The sequence below is a fragment of the Actinoplanes sp. NPDC051405 genome, from assembly GCF_055586185.1.
Genome location: NZ_JBVJIR010000003.1, coordinates 331,453 through 349,170 on the forward strand (window position 1 = coordinate 331,453; position 17,718 = coordinate 349,170).

The following is a 17,718-nucleotide window of genomic DNA, read 5'->3' on the forward strand; positions in this document are numbered from 1 at the left end:
GCCCTGACCGCGTCGAGCCCGGCCCAATAGCCGATGACATGACGGTAAACAGCGGACCCTGTCGATCAGCCCCGTACGCCGGCCAGGGCCAGCCGGTGCTCGACCCGCTCGGCAACCCCGCGCAGGTGCGGCAGCCGTACGTGGTCCACCAGCGCGTTCCACGACGCCGGACCGTGCCGCCGCAGCATCTCCTCGTGCCGCCGGCCGGTGGTCACCCGCCTGCCGTCCGGGCCGACGGTCTGATCGGCATAGGTCAGCGCGTCCGAGACCAGCCCACCGTCGTCGGGGTAGGCGGCGAGCTCCGCCGCGAGCCCTCGGGCGGCGGCGACGAATCTGGCCCCCGAGTGCTGCGCCACCAGGCCGACGATCGCTGCCGGCCAGGCCAGCCGTTCGAGGTGGCGGGCCCCGTCGAGGGGATGGAAGCCGGTCACCACGGTGCGCTCGGCGTAGCCGATGTCGTGCAACCAGGCGGCCGCGACGAGCACGTCCCGGTCGATCTCCAGGGGCTCGGCGAGCTGGGCGGCCCGCGCGGCGACCCCCGCGGTGTGCCGCCAGCGGTTGCCCAGCGGCGCCAGCAATTCGTACGCGAGCTCCTCGGCGGTGTCGGGGAGCGTCGACAGTCCTGCGCGCATGGCTAGATGCTAGGGACCTGGACATGAACGGCAGTTGTCCAGGACAAGACCTCCTGCTGAATCCGGTCGCGGCGACGACTTACCAACCGCCCCAGCGGTCACTAATATGAGCTCCTCTCACTTCTGAGGAGTCGTGGCCATGGATGCGCTGCCCAGCTTCCCGTCGAGCTTCGTGTGGGGCGTCTCCACCGCGGCCTATCAGATCGAAGGCGCCGTCAGCGAGGACGGGCGCGGCCCGTCGATCTGGGACACCTTCGCCCACACGCCCGGCCGGGTCCGCGACGGTGACACCGGCGACGTCGCGTGCGACCACTACCACCGGTGCCCCGAGGACGTGGCGCTGCTCGGCGAGCTCGGCGTCGACGCGTACCGGTTCTCGATCGCCTGGCCGCGCATCCAGCCGGACGGCGCCGGGCCGGTCAACCCGAAGGGCCTGGATTTCTACGACCGCCTGGTCGACGAGCTGGTGGCCCGGGGCATCGCCGCGGTGCCCACGCTGTTCCACTGGGATCTGCCCCAGGCCCTGGAGGACGCCGGCGGCTGGCTGAACCGCGAGACCAGCTACCGCTTCGCCGAGTACGCCGCCGTGGTCGCGGACCGGCTCGGTGACCGGGTCAGCCGTTGGATCACGCTCAACGAGCCGATCGTGCACATGGCCCAGGGCTACGCCTTCGGCACCCACGCCCCCGGCCGGGAGCTGATGTTCGACGCGCTGCCGGTCGCCCACCATCAGCTGCTCGGGCATGGTCTCGCGGTACGGGCTCTACGGGCGAACGGGGCGGCGGAGGTGATGATCACGAACAACTGCACGCCGGTGGTGCCGGCGAGCGACACGGAGGCGGACCTGGCTGCCGCGGCGGTCTACGACGGCTTCCACAACCGGCTCTTCCTGGACCCGGTGCTGCTGGGCGAGAATCCACTGCTGGACGGCGCTCCCTGCGTCCGGGACGGCGACCGGGAGATCATCGCGACGCCGCTCGACGCGCTGGGCATCAACTACTACAACCCGACCCGGGTCGCCGCGGCGCCGGAGGGGTCGCCGCTGCCGTTCGAGATACTGCCGATCGAGGGCGTCCCGACCACCGCGTTCGGCTGGCCGGTCGTCCCCGGCGGGCTGCGCGACCTGCTGGTCGGACTGCACGACCGGTACGCCGGCACGCTCCCGCCGATCTACATCACCGAGAGCGGCTGTTCCACGGTGGACGAGGTAACCCCGGACGGGCGGATCCACGACACCGCCCGCATCGACTACCTCGACGGTCACCTGCGCGCGCTGCACCAGGCGATCGGCGAGGGCGTCGACGTGCGCGGCTACTTCGTCTGGTCGCTGCTGGACAACTTCGAGTGGGCCGAGGGATACCAGCAGCGGTTCGGGCTGGTTCGCGTCGATTACGACACTCAGCGCCGTACCCCGAAGGACTCTTTCGGCTGGCTGCGGGCCGCCCTGCGGGACCAGAGATGACCGCGCCCGCCGCGGCGGTGGAACCGGCGCGGGTGGGCGCCCGCTGGATCGGCCTGCTGTCGCTGGCCAACCTCGGGCTGTGGATGGGCTACTTCGGTCCGCTGCAGGTGCTGCTGCCCAACCAGGCGCAGGACCTGGGCGGGATCGACAAGACCACCGCGCTGGGCATCATCACCGGAGCCGGTGCGCTGGTCGCCGTCCTGGTCGGACCGATCGCGGGCGCGCTGTCGGACGCGACCACGGCCCGGACCGGGCGGCGGCACACCTGGATCGCCTCCGGCGCCCTGCTCGGTTGCGTGGGCCTGGCCCTGCTCTCCGGGCAGCGCACCCTGATCGGGCTGACCCTGTGCTGGTGCGTCGCGCAGGCCGGCCTGAACACACTGCAGGCCGGGCTCACCGCGATCGTCCCGGACCGGACCCCGGTACGGCAGCGCGGCCTGGTCTCCGGCTGGGTGGGCCTGACCCAGTCGATCGGCGTGGTCATCGGCGTCCTGCTGGTCACCCTCGTGGCCGGCGGCTACTTCCTGATCGGGTCGCTGGTCGTGCTCACCGTGGTGCCGTTCCTCCTCCTCACGGCGGATCCGGCGGTCCCGGCCGGCGCCGCCCCACGCATCACCCTCCGCGGCCTGGCCGCCGTCTTCCGCTTCGATCCGCGGGCCAACCCCGACTTCGCCTGGGCCTGGGCCACCCGCTTCCTGGTGCAGCTCGGCAACGCCATGGCCACGCTGTACCTGCTGTACTTCCTGCGCGACCGGGTGCACCACAGCAGCCCGGAGGACGGGCTGCTGCTGCTCATCCTGGTCTACACCGGCACGACGGTGCTGACCGTGGTGGCCGGCGGCATCGTCTCGGACCGCACCGGCCGGCGCAAACCTTCGGTGATCGTGTCCGGCTACGTCATGGCAGCCGCGGCCGGACTGCTCGCTCTCTGGCCGACCTGGACCGGCGCCCTGATCGCCGCCGCCGTGCTGGGCCTCGGCTTCGGCGTCTACCTCTCCGTCGACCAGGCCCTGATCACCCAGGTGCTGCCGTCCGCGGAGGACCGGGCGAAGGACCTGGGCATCATCAACATCGCCAACTCGGCGCCGCAGGTCCTCGGCCCGGCCCTGGCCTTCCCGATCGTGGCCTACCTCGGCGGCTACCCGGTCCTCTACCTGGTGGTCGCCGCGGTGACCGTGCTCGGTTCAGTCCTGGTCACCCGGATCCGCTCGGTCGACTAGCCTGCCGCGATCGCCTGCTCCCACATCCGGGTGTAGGCCTCGGCTCCGCTCATCAGCTGCTGCCGCAGCAGGGGTCCGTCGCTGCCGGCATGGCGGATGAGGTCGGTGGTCCAGTCCGCGTAGAGGCCGTACTGGGCCACGCCGTCGGTGTTGAGGTCGAAGGTGCGCGAGCCGTAGACCTGCTTGCTCACCGTGGTGCCGTTGGGTGCGGTGAACGGGTAGGTCAGCGGGTCGGTCCCGCGCGGCGGCGCCTGCGGGCCCAGGCCGTTGACGTCGCTGCCGAAGCCGTAGCCGGTGATCGAGGCGCCGTGCGGCAGCGCCTTGTTCGCGCGCCACTCGGCCAGGAATCCGGGCTCGCCCTCGGCCGGGTCGGCCGCGAAGGCGTACGAGGCCACGAAGCCGCCGCGGGCCACGATCCGGTCGACCAGCGCCCGGTCCGCCCACGTGTGCACCGAGGTCACGCCGGGGTAGCGGGCCGCGTCGACCAGGTCGAGCACGGCCTGCGCCGTCTTCACCCCCATGTGGTCGACGTGGATGATCATGCCGCGGCTGATCATCTGCTGGATCAGGTACGTGCCCAGCGCGGTGAGCCCACGGGTGTTGCAGATCTTGCCGCTCGGGTAGACCGGCAGGATCGCGCCCGCCGGCAGGCCGAGCGGTCCCAGCTTGAGCAGCTCGGCGAAGTCGTCGCTGACCAGCGGCTGTTCGTTGTCCGAGGGGCCGGTGCAGCTGGTCGCCGTCCACCAGTGGCCGGTGGAGAGCAGGTTCGCCACGTTGAGCGCCGCCCCGGTGACCCCGGCGTCGAACCGGGTGCCGCCGAACGCGTTGTCGAACTTGTGCACCGGGTACAGCCCGGAGACGCCGAACGCCTGGAGCTCGTCGAGGCCGGCGTCGATGTCGGCCCGGGTGCACTGCGGGACGTCCTTGATCTCGCGGCAGCCGAAGACCTCGGAATTCTCCACGCCGACGAGCACGGCCAGCTTGCCCTGGGCCGCGATGGCCCGGACCTGGGCCGGCGTCTTGGCGATCCGGAACCAGCCCTTGCCCTTGCCGCCGTGCTGGGCGTCGATGTAGTCCTGCATGGAGGACAGGTACGTGGCCTGCACGCGCAGCTGATCCATCTCGTCACAGGAGGTGTCGCGGTACGGGAACAGCTCGCAGATCACCCGGTTGGCCACCAGCAGCGCGTTCAGCACCCGCTCGCCGGAGCGCCAGGCCCGTTCGATGCTGCGGTAGTACGACTGCTCGTGCAGCAGCGAGTTGTGCTGCGGCCAGTCGCCGAAGGTGGGCCAGCCGTCCTCCGCGGAGTTCACCACGTCGGTGCCGCCGATGATGCCTTCGAACAGCGCGCCCACGTTGAGGCTCGCGTGTGAGGAGCAACCCGCCAGGGCGTCCCGTACGCCGCCGGGGGCCCACGCCTCGCCGCAGTGCAGCCGCCCGCCGAACGCGGCGCCGGCGGTGATGTGCGCGTGCGCGTCGATCGTGCCGACGAGCTTGCCGCCGCTGTCCACGCCGGGAGCGGCGGTGCCGGCGACGCCCGGGTCGACGTCAGGTGGGGTGTAGCAGCCCGAGGCCGAGGAGAGGGCGACCGTGTGGGAGCTGCCGCCCGCGCCGAGACTCCACAGGAACGAGCCCATGATCTGGCCCGTGGCGGTGTTGGTGAAGCGGTACTTGTCGCCGCTCACGGTCACCGTGTAGTCGGCGCGGTCGCCGTACGCGTCGCCGGCCAGGATGAAGCCCGCGACGCTCTGGTAGGCCGGAGCCCCGGAGGCGTCGAAGAGCTCGTAACGGGACAGCTGGGTCGCCTCCAGCCGGAAGGGCGTGGCGGAAGAGGCGGAGCCCGTGAAGCCGTAGCCGGCCGAGCTGCGCACCACGTAGCCCAGGGCGCGGGAGCCGTCATAGACCTGGAGCGCGGCGCAGGTGCCGTCGAGGGCGTCGGCGGCGGCGGTGATCGGCGCGGCGGCGGCTGCGGTGGGGGAGACCGAGAGAGCCACTGCCGGTAGGAGAACGGCGAGGGCGAACGCGAGGGGTCGGCGGTGGAGGGGGAAAAGAGGCATGGGGGCACCCGCTTGACTCACGCTGGACACGCTCCAGCAGCGCGAACGTCAGCAAAGACTGTGCCCGACGTCGATGTCTGTCAAGGTGAGTGCGAGAAACATTCACTTTGTCCGATGACGCTGGAAGGGTCACGCGCCGCCGTTGATGGCCCCCGTACGCAGGGCGCCCTCCTTGACCTTCCACTTGGCCAGCAGCTCGTCGTAGGAGCCGTCCTTGATGAGCGCGTACAGGGCGGTCTGCACGGCCGTGGCCAGCTCCTTGCGGTCCTTGGCGATGCCGATCCCGTACGGGATGGCCTCGATCTGGGGTCCGGAGAGCTCGAGGGCCGGCATCTTCTCGACGTCGAGGGCGGCGATCGGGAAGTCGTTGAGCGCGGCCTGGGCCTTGCCGTCGCGCACGAACGCCGACGGTGTGTCGGACAGGACGACGGTGAGCTTCTTCCCGCCGCAATCCTTCTTCTGCGCCTCGGCCATCTCGACGAAGACGGTCTCCGGCTGGGCGGCCACCCTGCGTCCGCACAGCCCGGGCATGCCACCGATGTCGCCGACGCCCTTTCCGACCACGATGGACGTGCCGGCGTTGAGGTAGTTGACGAAGTCGGCCTTCTTCTGCCGTTCCGCGCGGTCGAACATCGACGACATGGAGAAGTCGATCTTGTGGCCCTCGACCTGGTCGAGCAGGTCGCCGAAGCCGACGTTGCGCCACTCGACCTTGAGCCCGAGGCGCTGGGCGATGGCCTCGCCGAGCCCGACGTCGAGCCCGGCAAAGGTCGGACCTTGCATGAAGGTCATCGGCTCGAAGGTGGGATCGGTGCCGCCGATGAGCACACCCGACTGCTTGATCGAGTCCGGCAGGGCGGCCCGGGCCTCGGCGAGCCGGTCCACCGGCCGGCCGACCTCCGCCTCGGTGTCCGCGCAGCCGGCCGCCGTCGCCAGGGTCACCGCGACGCTCAGCAACAGGGGAACGATTCTCATGAGACCTCCTGGACACGCCTAAAGGTTTGTTCGGCGGTGATCCCGCCGGCCTGAGCAGAAGATGCCCGGTATGAGGGTATTTCGGATAATCTGCGGGTGAGGAGGTCCCCGTGACGTTCACCATCCGGCGTCAGATCGCCGCCCTGGCCGTGGCCGGCTTCGTCCTGGTCATCGTGGCCGGCGCGATCGGCTACCGCGGCACATCGGCCATCGCCGCCCAGCAGGCCACCGCGCGCAACTCGGCTGCCGCCCTGCAGGCCGTCCAGTCCGCGGACCTGGCCCGCGCCCTGTTCCGGGGCAACGTGCTGGCCGCCCTGGTGACCAACAACGCCACCGAACGCCAGACGGTACTGGACCGCCTGGGCGAGAACGTGGCGCAGGCCCGGGCCGGCATCGACGACGTGATCCGCTACGCGCCTCAACTGCGGGCCCAGGCCGACGGCGCGCTGCCGGTCCTGGACCAGCTGATCGCCTCCGGGCAGCGGATGGTGACCCTGGCCAGCCGGGTCGCCTCGGACCCGACCCGCTCCGGGGCACTGGCCGCCCGGCCCGCGTACGACGAGGTCGACGCGAAGGCGGCGCAGACCCTGGACGCACTGAAGGCGGCGATCACGCTGCGGGTGAAGCAGTCGTACGACGAGGCCAACGCGGTGGCGACCAGCGCGAAGCTGCTCACCCTGGTCACCGGTCTGCTGGCGGCGATGGTCCTGGGCGGCGCGGCGCTGCTGCTGGCCCGCCGGATCGCCCGCCGGATGGACCACTGCCTGTCCGCGGCCCGGTCGATCGCGGCCTACGACCTCACGGTGGACGCCACCCTGCCCGGCGGCGACGAACTGGCCCAGCTCGGCGGCAGCCTGAACGCGATCGTCGGCTCGCTGCGCCAGGCCCTGATCGAGATCGGCGGCAACGCGGGCTCGGTGGCCGCCGCCTCCGAGGAGCTCACGGCGACCAGCCGCCAGCTGTCCCAGGGCGCCGGGACGGCATCGTCGGAGGCGGCCGAGGCGAGCCGCGACATCGGCCTGGTGACCTCGAGCGTCGAGGAGACGACGGCGGCGGCCCGCGGGCTGGAGACCTCGATCCAGGACATCACCACGGCCGTGACCGAGGCCGACACGGTGGCCAAGGAGGCGGTCGAGCTGGCCGTCACCACGAACCGCACCATCGACCGGCTCCGCAGCTCCAGCGAGGAGGTCTCCGCGGTGGTCAGCATCATCACCTCCATCGCGGAGCAGACCAACCTGCTGGCCCTGAACGCGACGATCGAGGCGGCCCGCGCCGGTGAACAGGGCAAGGGCTTCGCCGTGGTGGCCGGCGAGGTCAAAGACCTGTCGCGGGAGACGGCGTCGGCGACGGGCGACATCGCGGCGAAGGTGACGGCGATGCAGACGGACACGGCGGGGGCGTTCGAGGCGATCACCCGGATCAGCGAGGTGATCGACCGCATCGACGAACTGCAACGCTCCATCTCCACCGCGGTGGACGCCCAGACGACCGCGACCGAGCAGATCGTGTCGAGCATCGCGGCGGCGGTGACCTCGGCTACGGGCGTATCGGACTCGATCGGCCGGGTGGCCGACACGACCACCCTGACCCACGAGGCAGCAACCCAGACGGAAGCGGCGGCCGTCGAGCTGTCCCAGCTGTCGCAACAGCTACGAATGGTCTCCGACAAGTTCCGCCACTGAGCAGTGGCCGGAGCTCAGCCTGCGGTGACGCGGTAGATGGCTCCGGCGAGGTCGTCGCTCACGTACAGGGCTCGGTCCGGGCCCTGCACCGCCATGACCGGGCGGCCCCAGCGTGAGCCGTTCTCCAGCTGGAAACCGGTCAGCAGCGTCTGCTGCGGGCCCAGTGTGCCGTCGCGCCAGGCGAAGAACGACACCTCCGGCGGCCGGGGCGGGTTGCGGTTCCAGGAGCCGTGGATGCCGGCCAGGGCGCCCGGCCCGTACTCTCCGGCCAGGCCCGGCGACGTGGCGAAGCTCAGTCCCAGCGGGGCCGAGTGCGCGCCCATGCCCTGCTCGACCGGGGGCAGCGCGGCGCAGTCGAGCTTCGTGCCGCCCGGGTTGTTCTGGACGTCGCGGACGAACGGACGCCGGGTGTAGCTCAGCGGCGAGTCCTTGGCGCCGGGCTCCAGGTCGGGCTCCGGGTTGCAGTACGGCCACCCGAGGTCGCGTCCCTGCGTCAGCCGGGCCAGCGGCTCGAACGGGTGGTCGTTCACGTAGTCCTGCATGACCCGGCCCTCGTCCGAGTCGCCGTCCCCGTCGTAGTCCCGGTCGTACGGGTACTCGATGTTGTCCCGGTTGTTGACCGCCGTCCACACCGCACCGTCGGGGTCGACCGCCAACCCGGTGCCGTTGCGCACCCCGCGCGCGAAGACTGTGGGCGTTCCGCCGCTTGCCGGGGCCCTCAGGATGGACGCCCGCTCGGGGGTCGCGTCCCGGTCCTCGGCCGACACGTTGCCGGTCGAGCCGACCGAGACGTAGAGGGTGCCGTCCTTACCGATCGCCACGCTCTTGAGCGCGTGCGCGTAGGCGCCGCCCAGGTCGGGGCTCTTCGCGTCGGGCAGATTGTCGATCACGACCCGCTTGCCCGACACCGCGCCGGCGGCGTAGGTGAAGGCGTCCACCTGGTCGCTCTCGGCCACGTAGAGCGTGTTGCCGGCGAAGGCCAGCCCGTGCGGCTGGTTCAGCCCGCTGATCAGGGTGCGCTGCACCGGCGCCGCGTCGCCCGGGCTCGGGACCAGCTCGACGACATCACCGGACTTGGGGCGCGACACCAGCAACCGGCCGTCCGGCGTCCAGGCCAGCAGCCGGGCGCTGGGCACCCGGGCCCAGACGGTGACGGTCCAGCCGGGTGGAGCCTGCAACGACCGGCTCTGGTCGAACGGCGCCGAGCCGGTGCCGGCGAGCGGGCGTACGGTCGTGCTGACCAGCGCCGGAACCTGCGCGGAAGCCGGCGCCGACGACACCGGCACGGTCGCGCGGGGCGCGGCCTCGGCGGGCGTGGCCGCCGGCTGGTCGGAGGAGCACGCGGCCAGGACGAGCGCCAGGCCACCGGCGACTGCTGCACGCACGACCGTCTTCATGGTGCATCTCTACCCACTGGCCGCGCCGGCACGCAACTTCCAGGTCAGTCGCGATGTGCCACGATGTTGAGCACGTTGCCGTCCGGTGCCCGGACGAAGAAGCGGCGTACGCCCCACGGCTCCGTGGTCAGCGGGTGCACGATCTCGTAGCCGAGCCGCTGCGCCTCCTCGTAGGCCCCGTCGACGTCGTCGGTCTGCACAGAGATCACCGAGTCCTCGGGTGCGGTGGCGTCGCCGCTCACCAGCTGCACGTTCGCCCCGCCGTCGGGGGAGGTGTAGCGGGCCACCCAGCCCAGGTTGAACTCCTCGGTGCTCAGGCCGAGGAAGCCGGTGTAGAAGCCCTTCGCCGCCTCGATGTCGGGCACGGGAAGGTTGGTCATGATGCGTCGGGCGCGCATGTGCTCCTCCTGCCGGCGCCGGCTTTGAGCGAGGCGGCGGTCTCGACCGCACGGAGAGCCTGGTGCCGGGCTGCCTGCAAGGCTATGTCACCGGGCGGGCCGTCGCCCGCGACGTGCGAGGTGCCGTACGGATTGCCCGACCGGAACTGGACCGGGTCGGTGTAGCCGGGCGGCACGATGATGCCGCCCCAGTGGTAGAACACGTTGCCCAGCGCCAGCAGGGTGGACTCCTGGCCGCCGTGGGCGGTGTTGGAGGCGGTGAAGGCCGAGTAGACCTTGCCGGCCAGGCCGCCCTGCGCCCACAGCGGCCCGGTGCTGTCGATGAAGGCCTTGAGCTGGGCGGACACGTTGCCGAAGCGGGTCGGTGTGCCCAACAGCACGACGTCGGCCCAGGCCAGGTCGTCGAGGCTCGCCTCGGTGAGGCCGGCGGTGTCCCGCAGGTGCCGGCCCCAGGCCGGGTTCGCGTCGATCGCCTGCGGCGGGGCCGACTCGGCGATCCGGCGCAGCCGCACCTGGGCGCCGGCTTTCTCCGCGCCTTCGGCGGCGGCCTGCGCCAGCGCGTGCACGGTGCCGGTGGCGCTGTAGTACACGATCGCGGCGTTCACGGATTCCATGATTCGTCTCTCCCGGTCGGATGAGCGTTCCGGTGCAGAGGTACGACGACAGAGCACCGCAGAATGTGAGGTGGCCCGCCGGCCTCACAATCCGGTGCGGTGTCTCGTCGGACCGGTGCGGAGGCGACGATCGAAGGAGCCGGCGGAATGAGCGAACGGCGTCAGCTGATCAATCTCGCGTACCGGTTGCTGGGCTCCCTGGCCGACGCCGAGGACGTGGTGCAGGAGACCTACGCCCGCTGGTACGCCATGCCGGCCGCGCAACAGCAGGCCATCGAGTCCCCCGGTGCCTGGCTGACCAGGGTGGCCGGGCGCATCTGCCTCGACCAGCTGCGTTCGGCGCGCTCGCGGCGGGAACGCTATGTGGGCGAGTGGATCCCGGAACCGCTGCCCGACCGTACGGGGATCGGCGGGCGGCCCGGCACCGCCACGGCCGATCCGGGCGACCAGGTCACCCTCGACGAGTCGGTCAGCATGGCCTTCCTGGTCGTGCTCGAGTCGATGACCCCGGCCGAGCGGGTCGCGTTCATCCTGCACGACGTCTTCCGCTACTCGTTCGCCGAAGTGGCCGAGATCGTCGGCCGGACGCCGGCGGCGTGCCGCCAGCTGGCCTCCTCGGCCCGCCGCCGCCTGCCCGCCGCACCCGCGCCGGCGATGCCGACGGCCCAGCAGGCCGGCCTCGTCCGGGCCTTCAAGCGGGCCTGGGAGACCGCGGACATCAACGCCCTGATCGGCCTGCTCGCGGCGGACGCCACCGCGATCGGCGACGGCGGGGGACAGGTCCGTGCCGCGCTCGAGCCGGTGCAGGGCGCCGAGCAGGTCGCGCGGTTCTTCGCCGGCCGGGCCGGTGCGATGCCCGGCATGATCGTGCTGGAGCGTACGGTCAACGGCCGTCCCGGCCTGGTGGTCCGGCTGGACGGGGTCACCGTGTCGGTGATGGCGTTCGACGTCGCGGACTCCCGGATCAGGCACATCTGGGCCGTCCTCAACCCCGACAAGCTCCGCCTGTGGACGGCGGACTGATCCACAGGTAGCCCACCCGGAAGCCCCGGGCGGCCGTATTGTCGCCGGATGACGCAGACACAGACGCACACCCTCGCCGTACCGGGCGCTGACCTGGTCTACGACGTCCGCGGTCCGCTGCCCCCGGCCGGCGGCCGGCCCGCACTGCTCATGATCGGCCAGCCGATGACGGCGGAGGGCTTCAACGCCCTGTCCGGCCACTTCACCGACCGTACGGTCGTCACCTACGACCCGCGCGGCCTGGGCCGCAGCACCCGCAAGGACGGACGCTCGGACCACACCCCGCAGCAGCAGGCGGCGGACCTGCATCTGCTGATCGAGGCCCTCGGCGCCGGCCCGGTCGATGTGTTCGCCAGCAGCGGCGGCGCGGTCACCGGACTGGAGCTGGTCGCGACGTACCCCGGCGACGTCGCCACCCTCGTCGCGCACGAGCCGCCGATCAACGCGGTGCTCCCCGACGCCGCGGCCGCCGAACGGGCCCGGGCCGGCTTCCACGAGGCGTACCAGGCCAAGGGCAACGGCGCGGGCATGGCCGCGTTCATCGCGATGACGTCGTGGCAGGGCGAGTTCACCGACGCCTACTTCGCGCGGCCCGCGCCCGACCCGGCGATGTTCGGCATGTCCACCGACGACGACGGCACCCGCGACGACCCGCTGCTGTCGAAGAACTCGTGGGCGATCAGCGACTACCGCCCGGACGCGGCGGCGTTGACCGCCGCCCCGACCCGGATCGTGGTCGCGGTGGGCGAGGAATCGGCGGGCACCTACACCGCGCGTACGGCGCTGGGCGTCGCGGCGCTGCTGGGCCAGGAGGCCACGGTCTTCCCGAGCCATCATGGTGGCTTCATGGGCGGCGAGTTCGGCTACGCGGGCAAACCGGAGGAGTTCGCGGCGAAGCTGCGCGAGGTGCTGGACGCCGGCTGACCGTCGCCGCATCAGCCGAGTGCGGCGACCAGCCGTTCACCGTCCGGCCAGGGACCGTAGCCGCTCGCCGTGTCGAGGTGGCCGGCGTCACCGGCATCGACGAGCTCCGCACCCCAGTCCGCGGCGTACCGCTCGAACTGCGCGAAGGTCGAGTACGGATCGGTGCGGCTGGCCACCACCGTGCTGCGGAACGGCAACTTCGCGCGCGGCACGACGCCGTCGATGTGCGGTGGCGCGACCAGCAGGGCGCCCCACACCGGACCGGTATGGCGGCCGGCCCAGGTGACCGTGGTGATGCAGCCGGCGCTGTGGGCGATCAACACCGCCGGCTCGTCGTCCGCCATGACGGCCGCGTGCAACGCGGCCACGCGGTCCTCCAGGACGAACGGGGGCCCTGGCGGTTGCGGCGCCCACTGATAGTCGGGGTGCGCGTCCGCCCAGCGCACCATCCAGTGCTCCGGGCGCGGTCGGCCACGCCCGGGGACGAGCAGGTGTCGAGCCATGAGCCGATGGTAGAAGCGCTACGGCTGCGCTGCGTGTCCGGAACAGATGGCGTGGTCGACGAACGCCTCGACCACCAGGTCCAGGTCGCGGTTGAGGCCGGGCGTGACCGCGACGGTCACCTGACGGCGACCGTCCGGCGTGGAGAAGGACCAGGCCTGGTACGCCAGGGCGTCGCCGTCGTTGCCGTACACCGGGATGCCGCAGGCGGTCGTCCGCCAGGACAGCCCGAGCCCGTACGGCCGCGCCCCCTCGACACCCTGCGTCTTCATCGCGTCGAGCAGGTGATCGGGCAGCAGACGCCCCCGAAGCAGGGCAGCGAAGAACCGGTTGAGATCCCGCGTCGTGGAGATGATCTCGCCGCCGGCGTTCAGCACCGACGGGTTGGACTCGGTGTAGTCGACCAGCCGCGTCACGCCGTCCCGGTCGATCGGCACGTAGCCATGCGGATGCGGACCACGAATCCACGGCGAGGTGCCCGGCACCGAGGTGCCCCGCAACCGCAGCGGCCGGATCACCCGGCGCTCGATCTCCCGGCCGTACGGCCGCCCGGTCACCTCCTCGACCATCTGGCCGAGCAGCAGATAGCCGGTGTTCGAGTACGCGAAAGCAGAACCCGGCGGCTCGAACGTCACCGGATGGGCGAGCGCCTGCTGCACCATCTCGGCCGCGGTCCGGGTCCGCCACCGGTCCTCGAGGAACTCAGGCCGCGGCGGCAACCGCAGCGTACGCAGATAGTCGAACAACCCGCTGGTGTGGTTGAGCAGGTGGCGCACGGTGATGTGATCGCCGTCGGGGACGATCCCGGGCAGCCACGCCTCCACCGGGTCGTCCAGCCGCAGCCGGCCCTCGTCGACGAGTTGCAGAACGACGGTGGCAAGGAAGGTCTTGGTGATGCTGCCGGCCCGGAACCGGCCGTTGACCGGAACCGGGCGGGTCGTGCCCACTTCGGCTACGCCGCTGGTGCTGCGCCAGGTGCGGTGCTGATCCCGTACCTCCGCGAAAGCGCCCACGGCGCCGGCGGCCACGACATCATCGAGCCGCAGCTGCAGATCGGCCCGATCCGGACCGGGCGGCCCGGCCGCGACAGCGGCCGGCGCGGCAATCACCGCCAGCGCCGTGGTGACGGTGACCAGCGACCGGAGCATGCGTGTCATCCCGACCTCCCCGTGAGAGTCCCAAGCGGAGCCTGACGCAGCGACGGCAACGATCACATCGGGGAACGCCCTTGGTGGAGCGCCCGGATCAGGCCTTCAACTGACGCCGGCGAGATGATCGGCGACATCGAATCGGGTGCCGCAGGCAGGACAGGGCACTCGGCCGAAGAGATAGGTGAGGGAGGTCGCCACTGCCTCATGGTCTGCCTCGACGGCCTCGGCGTGCAGGCGGGCCGCCAGGTCGGAGGAGAGCCCGGGCTCGATATCGCCGTCCTCAGAGGTGAGTGCGATCAGCAGTTCCTCGTCGCATTCCGGGCATTGCAGGTCGACCTCCCCGGCGTTGAGGCGGTCGAGTTCCTTGCCCCAGAGGTCGTCACCGTCGAGGGCGAGCACGGCCTGTTGCAGGTAGACGAAGACGCTGTCGGTGACGGTGCTCCGCATGCGATCCACGGCGAGCGCGCGCAGGGCAGCGATCTCGGCGGCGTAGGTGACGCGCTCGGCGTCACTCGCATCCACCGCGATGGAGCCGGCGATGGTCAGTGCCATGTCCCGTCGGTCTTCCGGGAAAGCGGCACAGGTCTGCGCCAGCCAGGGGAGGAGAGCGGCGCTTTCCCGCGGCAGCGCGTTCCAGGCGGGCGAATCCGGGTCGGCCGCGGCGGCGTCCAAGTCGGTCACGGGGAAAGCTTCGCACTTCCGCGCTGTCACAGCGGGGCCGGGTGGATGCCCGTCCCGTAGACGTATGGCAGGCCGGCCTTCGCGATGACGCGGGCGGCGTGCGGCAGGACCGGCCGGGAGCCGATCTTGTCGACGGCCATCCGGCGGATGACCCGGTTGAGCTTGCCGGAAGCACTGGTGACGGCGGCCCACTGCCAGGCGCCGGGATCTCTGAGTTCCGGTATCACCGCGGCCCATGCGGAGGCGCGTTTCTCCGTGTTGTGGTTGGTGTGGCTCCACCGCAGTCGTCCGCGGCATAGAAGTCCAGATTCGGCACCGCCCCACTATGCCGGACCAGTGCCGGCGCGGCTGCTGGATAGGTAGTCGCACTCAGGTCACTCGGTTCCGCGCAATTGACGGCGATCACGAATCAGATCTCCGTGCTCGCCGATCAGGGATCGGGCCGGACCTATGATCAGGTCGAGCTGGCCCACCCGCAGGTCTTCGCCGCAGGTGGTCAGGCCTGGGTCGCTCTGGAAGGCCGCTGCGGCAAGGCCATCATTCCGACCCCGTGACATCAAGCCGCACGAGCATTTTCCCGGTGTTGGCGCCGTTCAGCATTCCGAGGAACGCTGCCGGGGCCTGTTCCAGCCCGTGTACCACGGTTTCTTCCGTACGCAATGACCCGTCCCGCAGCCACCCGCTCGCCCGCCCGATCCATTCCGGGAAGCGGTCGAAGTACGAAGTCACGAGCACCCCGCGCAGCGTCAGCTCTTTCCAGTACGCCTCATACAGATTCTCCGGCCCAGGAACCGGCCCGGTCGCGTTGTAGGAACTGACCGCCCCGACCAGAGCGAATCGCGCGCCGGAGCGGGCGGCGCCGATCGCCGCGGCCAGGTGGTCGCCGCCCACCGTGTCGACGTAGACGTCGATGCCTTCCGGCGTCGCTCGGGTGAGCTGCTCGGCGATCGGTGCCGCCTGATAGTCGAGCGCCACGTCGAAGCCGAAGGTCTCAGTCAGTTTCTTCGCCTTGTCCGGCCCGCCGGCCGACCCGATGACCGTGCCCGCGCCCAGCAGGCGGGCGAGCTGGCCTGCCACGCTGCCGACCGCGCCGGCCGCGCCCGACACGAACACAGTGTCGCCGGGCCGGACCGGCGCCGCCTCGGTCAGCGCCGCGTACGCCGTCAGCCCGGTGGTGCCCAGCACCCCGAGATATGCCTGCGGCGGCACGGACGACGTGTCCACCAGCGTCGCGCTCGTGGCGTCCAGGACGGCGTAGTCGCGCCAGCCCAGGAAGTGGGACACCGTCGCGCCGGTCGGGATGGTGGCCGCCGTTGAGTCGATCACCTCGCCGATCGCGCTGCCTTCCAGAGCGGCGCCCAGCTGGAACGGCGGCAGGTAGGACGGTTTGTCGGCCATCCGTCCCCGCATGTACGGGTCGACCGACATCCACGTGTTGCGGACCAGGATCTGCCCCTCTGCGAGCGGCGGCACCGCGGTGCTGACGAGGGTGAAGTGCTGGTGGCCGGGTGTGCCGACGGGCCGGCCGGCCAGCCGGATCTCCCGGCCGGTGAGGTTCTTGTCCATGCCGGTCAGCCTGCGACCCCCGCCACGGCGTAGCCAGAGTCCTGGGTTGGGTACCCACCGGATGGCTACCCTGGCGCAGTGGACACCCGTGCGGAGTTGACCGGCTTTCTGATGTCGCGCCGCGCCCGGCTGCAGCCGGAGACCGTCGGCGTGCCGCGTTACGGCGAGCGGCGGCGCGTGCCGGGGCTGCGCCGCGAGGAGCTGGCTCAGCTGGCCGGGGTGAGCGTCACCCACTACACCCGGCTGGAGCAGGGTCACGGCCACAGCGTGTCGGCCGAGGTGCTCGATGCGGTTGCCGGTGCGATGCGGTTGACCCGGGACGAGCGGGAGCATCTGAGCAATCTCGTCCACCCGCCGCGGGTCGAGCCCGGGCCGGTCGACCCCGAGGTGCGCGTCGACCTGATGTGCCTGATCGACGGGATGAGCCATACGCCCGCGTTCGTGCACGGCCGGCACGGCGACATCCTGGCCTGCAACGGTACGGCCGCTCGGCTGCTCGGCGAGCCGGCGTCCGATCGGGGCAGCTGGCCGCAGCTGGTCTTTCTCGACGGGCCCCTCCGGTCCATGCTTCTCGACCCGGGGTGGGAGCTGCTGGCTCGCCGGCACGTCGCGTACCTTCGCTTGAACCTGGGCCGTTATCCCCACGACCGTGCCCTGGCCGGGGTTGTCGAGTCGTTGCACTCGTCGAGCGCTGACTTCCGCCGGCTCTGGGCCGAGCACGAGGTGGCGGACTGGGCCGACGTCACCTGCCGGCTGCGGCATCCGGTGGTGGGCGACATCGAGATCGCCGTCGGCGTCATGAAGGCGACCGGGAAGCCGGACCAGTGGCTCGTCACCTTCACGACCGAGCCGGGCTCGTCCTCGCAGGAGGCGCTGCGCCGGCTGGCGGCCTGACGGAGAGGTTGACATGACCACGACAGAATTCACGCTGCGGGCGGCCGGCCCGGATGACATCGAATCCATTGCCGTGGTGTGGCATGCCGGCTGGCCGGACGGTCACCTCGGTCATGTGCCCGAGCAGCTGGCCCAGCACCGGCAGCTCGACGACTTCCGCCGCCGGGTCCCCGACCGCCTCGCCGGCACCGTGGTGGCCACGATCGACGACCGGGTGGTCGGCTTCGTGATGGCTCACGACGACGAGGTCGAGCAGCTGTACGTGGCGGCCGAGGCCCGTGGCCGGGGCGCGGCGGACGCGCTGCTGCGCCGCGGTCAGGAGCTGGTATCCGCCAACGGCTTCGGGCGGGCCTGGCTCGCCGTGGCGACCGGCAACGCGCGGGCCCGGGCCTGCTACGAACGCGTGGGCTGGACCGACGCCGGCCCGATCGAGTATGCCGCGCAGACCGCGACCGGGTCGATCGCGGTCTCCTGCCACCGTTACGAATCCGGCTGAGTCCGTTACCTGACTGCCGTTCCCGCGAATTGACGGATAGTG

At 71.4% G+C, this 17,718-nt stretch carries 19 protein-coding genes; 8 read left to right on the forward strand and 11 right to left on the reverse strand.

The features are described from left to right. Positions 1-65 precede the first annotated feature (65 nt). Positions 66-632 (reverse strand): HDIG domain-containing metalloprotein, encoded by a 567-nt coding sequence (locus ACZ6S4_RS09340; RefSeq protein ID WP_465474429.1) that lies wholly within the window; start codon positions 630-632, stop codon positions 66-68. 139 nt (positions 633-771) lie between these two features. Here ACZ6S4_RS09340 and ACZ6S4_RS09345 point away from each other — a divergent pair, with 139 nt between their 5' ends. Together ACZ6S4_RS09345 and ACZ6S4_RS09350 are read left to right on the forward strand one after the other, a co-directional pair. Next, entirely contained in the window at positions 772-2,094 is a 1,323-nt protein-coding gene (locus ACZ6S4_RS09345) for a GH1 family beta-glucosidase (RefSeq protein ID WP_465474430.1), read from the forward strand. Further along, on the forward strand, positions 2,091-3,314 hold the full coding sequence (locus ACZ6S4_RS09350; protein WP_465474431.1) for an MFS transporter: 1,224 nt from the start codon (positions 2,091-2,093) through the stop codon (positions 3,312-3,314). The genes ACZ6S4_RS09345 and ACZ6S4_RS09350 overlap by 4 nt, the downstream gene beginning before the upstream one ends. On the opposite strand, the gene ACZ6S4_RS09355 is transcribed toward ACZ6S4_RS09350, so the two are convergent. Together ACZ6S4_RS09355 and ACZ6S4_RS09360 are read right to left on the reverse strand one after the other, a co-directional pair. After that, positions 3,311-5,308 carry a hypothetical protein gene (locus ACZ6S4_RS09355; protein WP_465474432.1) on the reverse strand — a complete coding sequence of 666 codons (1,998 nt, stop codon included), beginning with the start codon at positions 5,306-5,308 and terminating at the stop codon, positions 3,311-3,313. The genes ACZ6S4_RS09350 and ACZ6S4_RS09355 overlap by 4 nt on opposite strands. 192 nt (positions 5,309-5,500) lie before the next feature. Beyond that, on the reverse strand, positions 5,501-6,346 hold the full coding sequence (locus ACZ6S4_RS09360) for a transporter substrate-binding domain-containing protein (protein ID WP_465474433.1): 846 nt from the start codon (positions 6,344-6,346) through the stop codon (positions 5,501-5,503). Positions 6,347-6,456: 110 nt separating this feature from the next. Here ACZ6S4_RS09360 and ACZ6S4_RS09365 point away from each other — a divergent pair, with 110 nt between their 5' ends. Then, entirely contained in the window at positions 6,457-8,031 is a 1,575-nt protein-coding gene (locus tag ACZ6S4_RS09365; protein ID WP_465474434.1) for a methyl-accepting chemotaxis protein, read from the forward strand. 14 nt (positions 8,032-8,045) lie between these two features. Here ACZ6S4_RS09365 and ACZ6S4_RS09370 read toward each other — a convergent pair whose 3' ends face one another. The 3 genes from ACZ6S4_RS09370 to wrbA are packed head-to-tail and all read right to left on the reverse strand — an operon-like array spanning position 8,046 to position 10,440. Next, positions 8,046-9,416: a PQQ-dependent sugar dehydrogenase gene (locus ACZ6S4_RS09370; protein ID WP_465474435.1), complete on the reverse strand. Its 1,371-nt coding sequence runs from the start codon at positions 9,414-9,416 to the stop codon at positions 8,046-8,048. A 56-nt stretch (positions 9,417-9,472) separates the two neighbouring features. Beyond that, entirely contained in the window at positions 9,473-9,826 is a 354-nt protein-coding gene (locus ACZ6S4_RS09375) for a VOC family protein (RefSeq protein ID WP_465474436.1), read from the reverse strand. Beyond that, complete coding sequence (gene wrbA / locus ACZ6S4_RS09380; RefSeq protein ID WP_465474437.1) at positions 9,805-10,440, reverse strand: NAD(P)H:quinone oxidoreductase; 636 nt, start codon at positions 10,438-10,440, stop codon at positions 9,805-9,807. The genes ACZ6S4_RS09375 and wrbA overlap by 22 nt, the downstream gene beginning before the upstream one ends. A gap of 147 nt (positions 10,441-10,587) precedes the next feature. Here wrbA and sigJ point away from each other — a divergent pair, with 147 nt between their 5' ends. Continuing rightward, positions 10,588-11,463 carry an RNA polymerase sigma factor SigJ gene (gene sigJ, locus ACZ6S4_RS09385; protein WP_465474438.1) on the forward strand — a complete coding sequence of 292 codons (876 nt, stop codon included), beginning with the start codon at positions 10,588-10,590 and terminating at the stop codon, positions 11,461-11,463. Between the two features lie 48 nt (positions 11,464-11,511). Then, a complete protein-coding gene (locus ACZ6S4_RS09390) occupies positions 11,512-12,387 on the forward strand; it encodes an alpha/beta fold hydrolase (RefSeq protein ID WP_465474439.1) in 876 nt (291 codons plus the stop codon). A gap of 11 nt (positions 12,388-12,398) precedes the next feature. Here the strand turns inward: ACZ6S4_RS09390 and ACZ6S4_RS09395 are convergent, their stop codons facing one another. The 4 genes from ACZ6S4_RS09395 to ACZ6S4_RS09410 all read right to left on the reverse strand — a co-directional run bounded on the left by ACZ6S4_RS09395 (position 12,399) and on the right by ACZ6S4_RS09410 (position 14,947). Next, positions 12,399-12,890, reverse strand: coding sequence for an RBBP9/YdeN family alpha/beta hydrolase (locus tag ACZ6S4_RS09395; protein WP_465474440.1), 492 nt, complete (start codon positions 12,888-12,890; stop codon positions 12,399-12,401). Between the two features lie 18 nt (positions 12,891-12,908). Then, complete coding sequence (locus ACZ6S4_RS09400; protein ID WP_465474441.1) at positions 12,909-14,045, reverse strand: serine hydrolase domain-containing protein; 1,137 nt, start codon at positions 14,043-14,045, stop codon at positions 12,909-12,911. Between the two features lie 96 nt (positions 14,046-14,141). Then, positions 14,142-14,720 carry a hypothetical protein gene (locus ACZ6S4_RS09405; RefSeq protein ID WP_465474442.1) on the reverse strand — a complete coding sequence of 193 codons (579 nt, stop codon included), beginning with the start codon at positions 14,718-14,720 and terminating at the stop codon, positions 14,142-14,144. A 26-nt stretch (positions 14,721-14,746) separates the two neighbouring features. Next, positions 14,747-14,947: a hypothetical protein gene (locus ACZ6S4_RS09410; RefSeq protein WP_465474443.1), complete on the reverse strand. Its 201-nt coding sequence runs from the start codon at positions 14,945-14,947 to the stop codon at positions 14,747-14,749. 165 nt (positions 14,948-15,112) lie between these two features. On the opposite strand from ACZ6S4_RS09410, the gene ACZ6S4_RS09415 reads away from it, so the two are divergent. Continuing rightward, entirely contained in the window at positions 15,113-15,274 is a 162-nt protein-coding gene (locus ACZ6S4_RS09415) for a hypothetical protein (protein WP_465474444.1), read from the forward strand. On the opposite strand, the gene ACZ6S4_RS09420 is transcribed toward ACZ6S4_RS09415, so the two are convergent. Beyond that, complete coding sequence (locus ACZ6S4_RS09420) at positions 15,258-16,286, reverse strand: NADP-dependent oxidoreductase (RefSeq protein ID WP_465474445.1); 1,029 nt, start codon at positions 16,284-16,286, stop codon at positions 15,258-15,260. The genes ACZ6S4_RS09415 and ACZ6S4_RS09420 overlap by 17 nt on opposite strands. Positions 16,287-16,364: 78 nt before the next feature. Here ACZ6S4_RS09420 and ACZ6S4_RS09425 point away from each other — a divergent pair, with 78 nt between their 5' ends. Beyond that, positions 16,365-17,180 (forward strand): helix-turn-helix domain-containing protein, encoded by an 816-nt coding sequence (locus ACZ6S4_RS09425; protein WP_465474446.1) that lies wholly within the window; start codon positions 16,365-16,367, stop codon positions 17,178-17,180. Between the two features lie 13 nt (positions 17,181-17,193). Next, on the forward strand, positions 17,194-17,676 hold the full coding sequence (locus ACZ6S4_RS09430) for a GNAT family N-acetyltransferase (RefSeq protein WP_465474447.1): 483 nt from the start codon (positions 17,194-17,196) through the stop codon (positions 17,674-17,676). Positions 17,677-17,718: the final 42 nt, after the last annotated feature.

Bases quoted from the DNA above. Each gene is read 5' to 3' on its own strand.
- ACZ6S4_RS09400 (WP_465474441.1), bottom strand. From the start codon at position 14,045: ATGACACGCATGCTCCGGTCGCTGGTCACCGTCACCACGGCGCTGGCG.
- ACZ6S4_RS09430 (WP_465474447.1), top strand. From the start codon at position 17,194: ATGACCACGACAGAATTCACGCTGCGGGCGGCCGGCCCGGATGACATC.
- sigJ (WP_465474438.1), top strand. From the start codon at position 10,588: ATGAGCGAACGGCGTCAGCTGATCAATCTCGCGTACCGGTTGCTGGGC.
- ACZ6S4_RS09375 (WP_465474436.1), bottom strand. From the start codon at position 9,826: ATGCGCGCCCGACGCATCATGACCAACCTTCCCGTGCCCGACATCGAG.
- ACZ6S4_RS09420 (WP_465474445.1), bottom strand. From the start codon at position 16,286: ATGGACAAGAACCTCACCGGCCGGGAGATCCGGCTGGCCGGCCGGCCC.
- ACZ6S4_RS09350 (WP_465474431.1), top strand. From the start codon at position 2,091: ATGACCGCGCCCGCCGCGGCGGTGGAACCGGCGCGGGTGGGCGCCCGC.
- ACZ6S4_RS09340 (WP_465474429.1), bottom strand. From the start codon at position 632: ATGCGCGCAGGACTGTCGACGCTCCCCGACACCGCCGAGGAGCTCGCG.
- wrbA (WP_465474437.1), bottom strand. From the start codon at position 10,440: ATGGAATCCGTGAACGCCGCGATCGTGTACTACAGCGCCACCGGCACC.
- ACZ6S4_RS09345 (WP_465474430.1), top strand. From the start codon at position 772: ATGGATGCGCTGCCCAGCTTCCCGTCGAGCTTCGTGTGGGGCGTCTCC.
- ACZ6S4_RS09360 (WP_465474433.1), bottom strand. From the start codon at position 6,346: ATGAGAATCGTTCCCCTGTTGCTGAGCGTCGCGGTGACCCTGGCGACG.
- ACZ6S4_RS09395 (WP_465474440.1), bottom strand. From the start codon at position 12,890: ATGGCTCGACACCTGCTCGTCCCCGGGCGTGGCCGACCGCGCCCGGAG.
- ACZ6S4_RS09390 (WP_465474439.1), top strand. From the start codon at position 11,512: ATGACGCAGACACAGACGCACACCCTCGCCGTACCGGGCGCTGACCTG.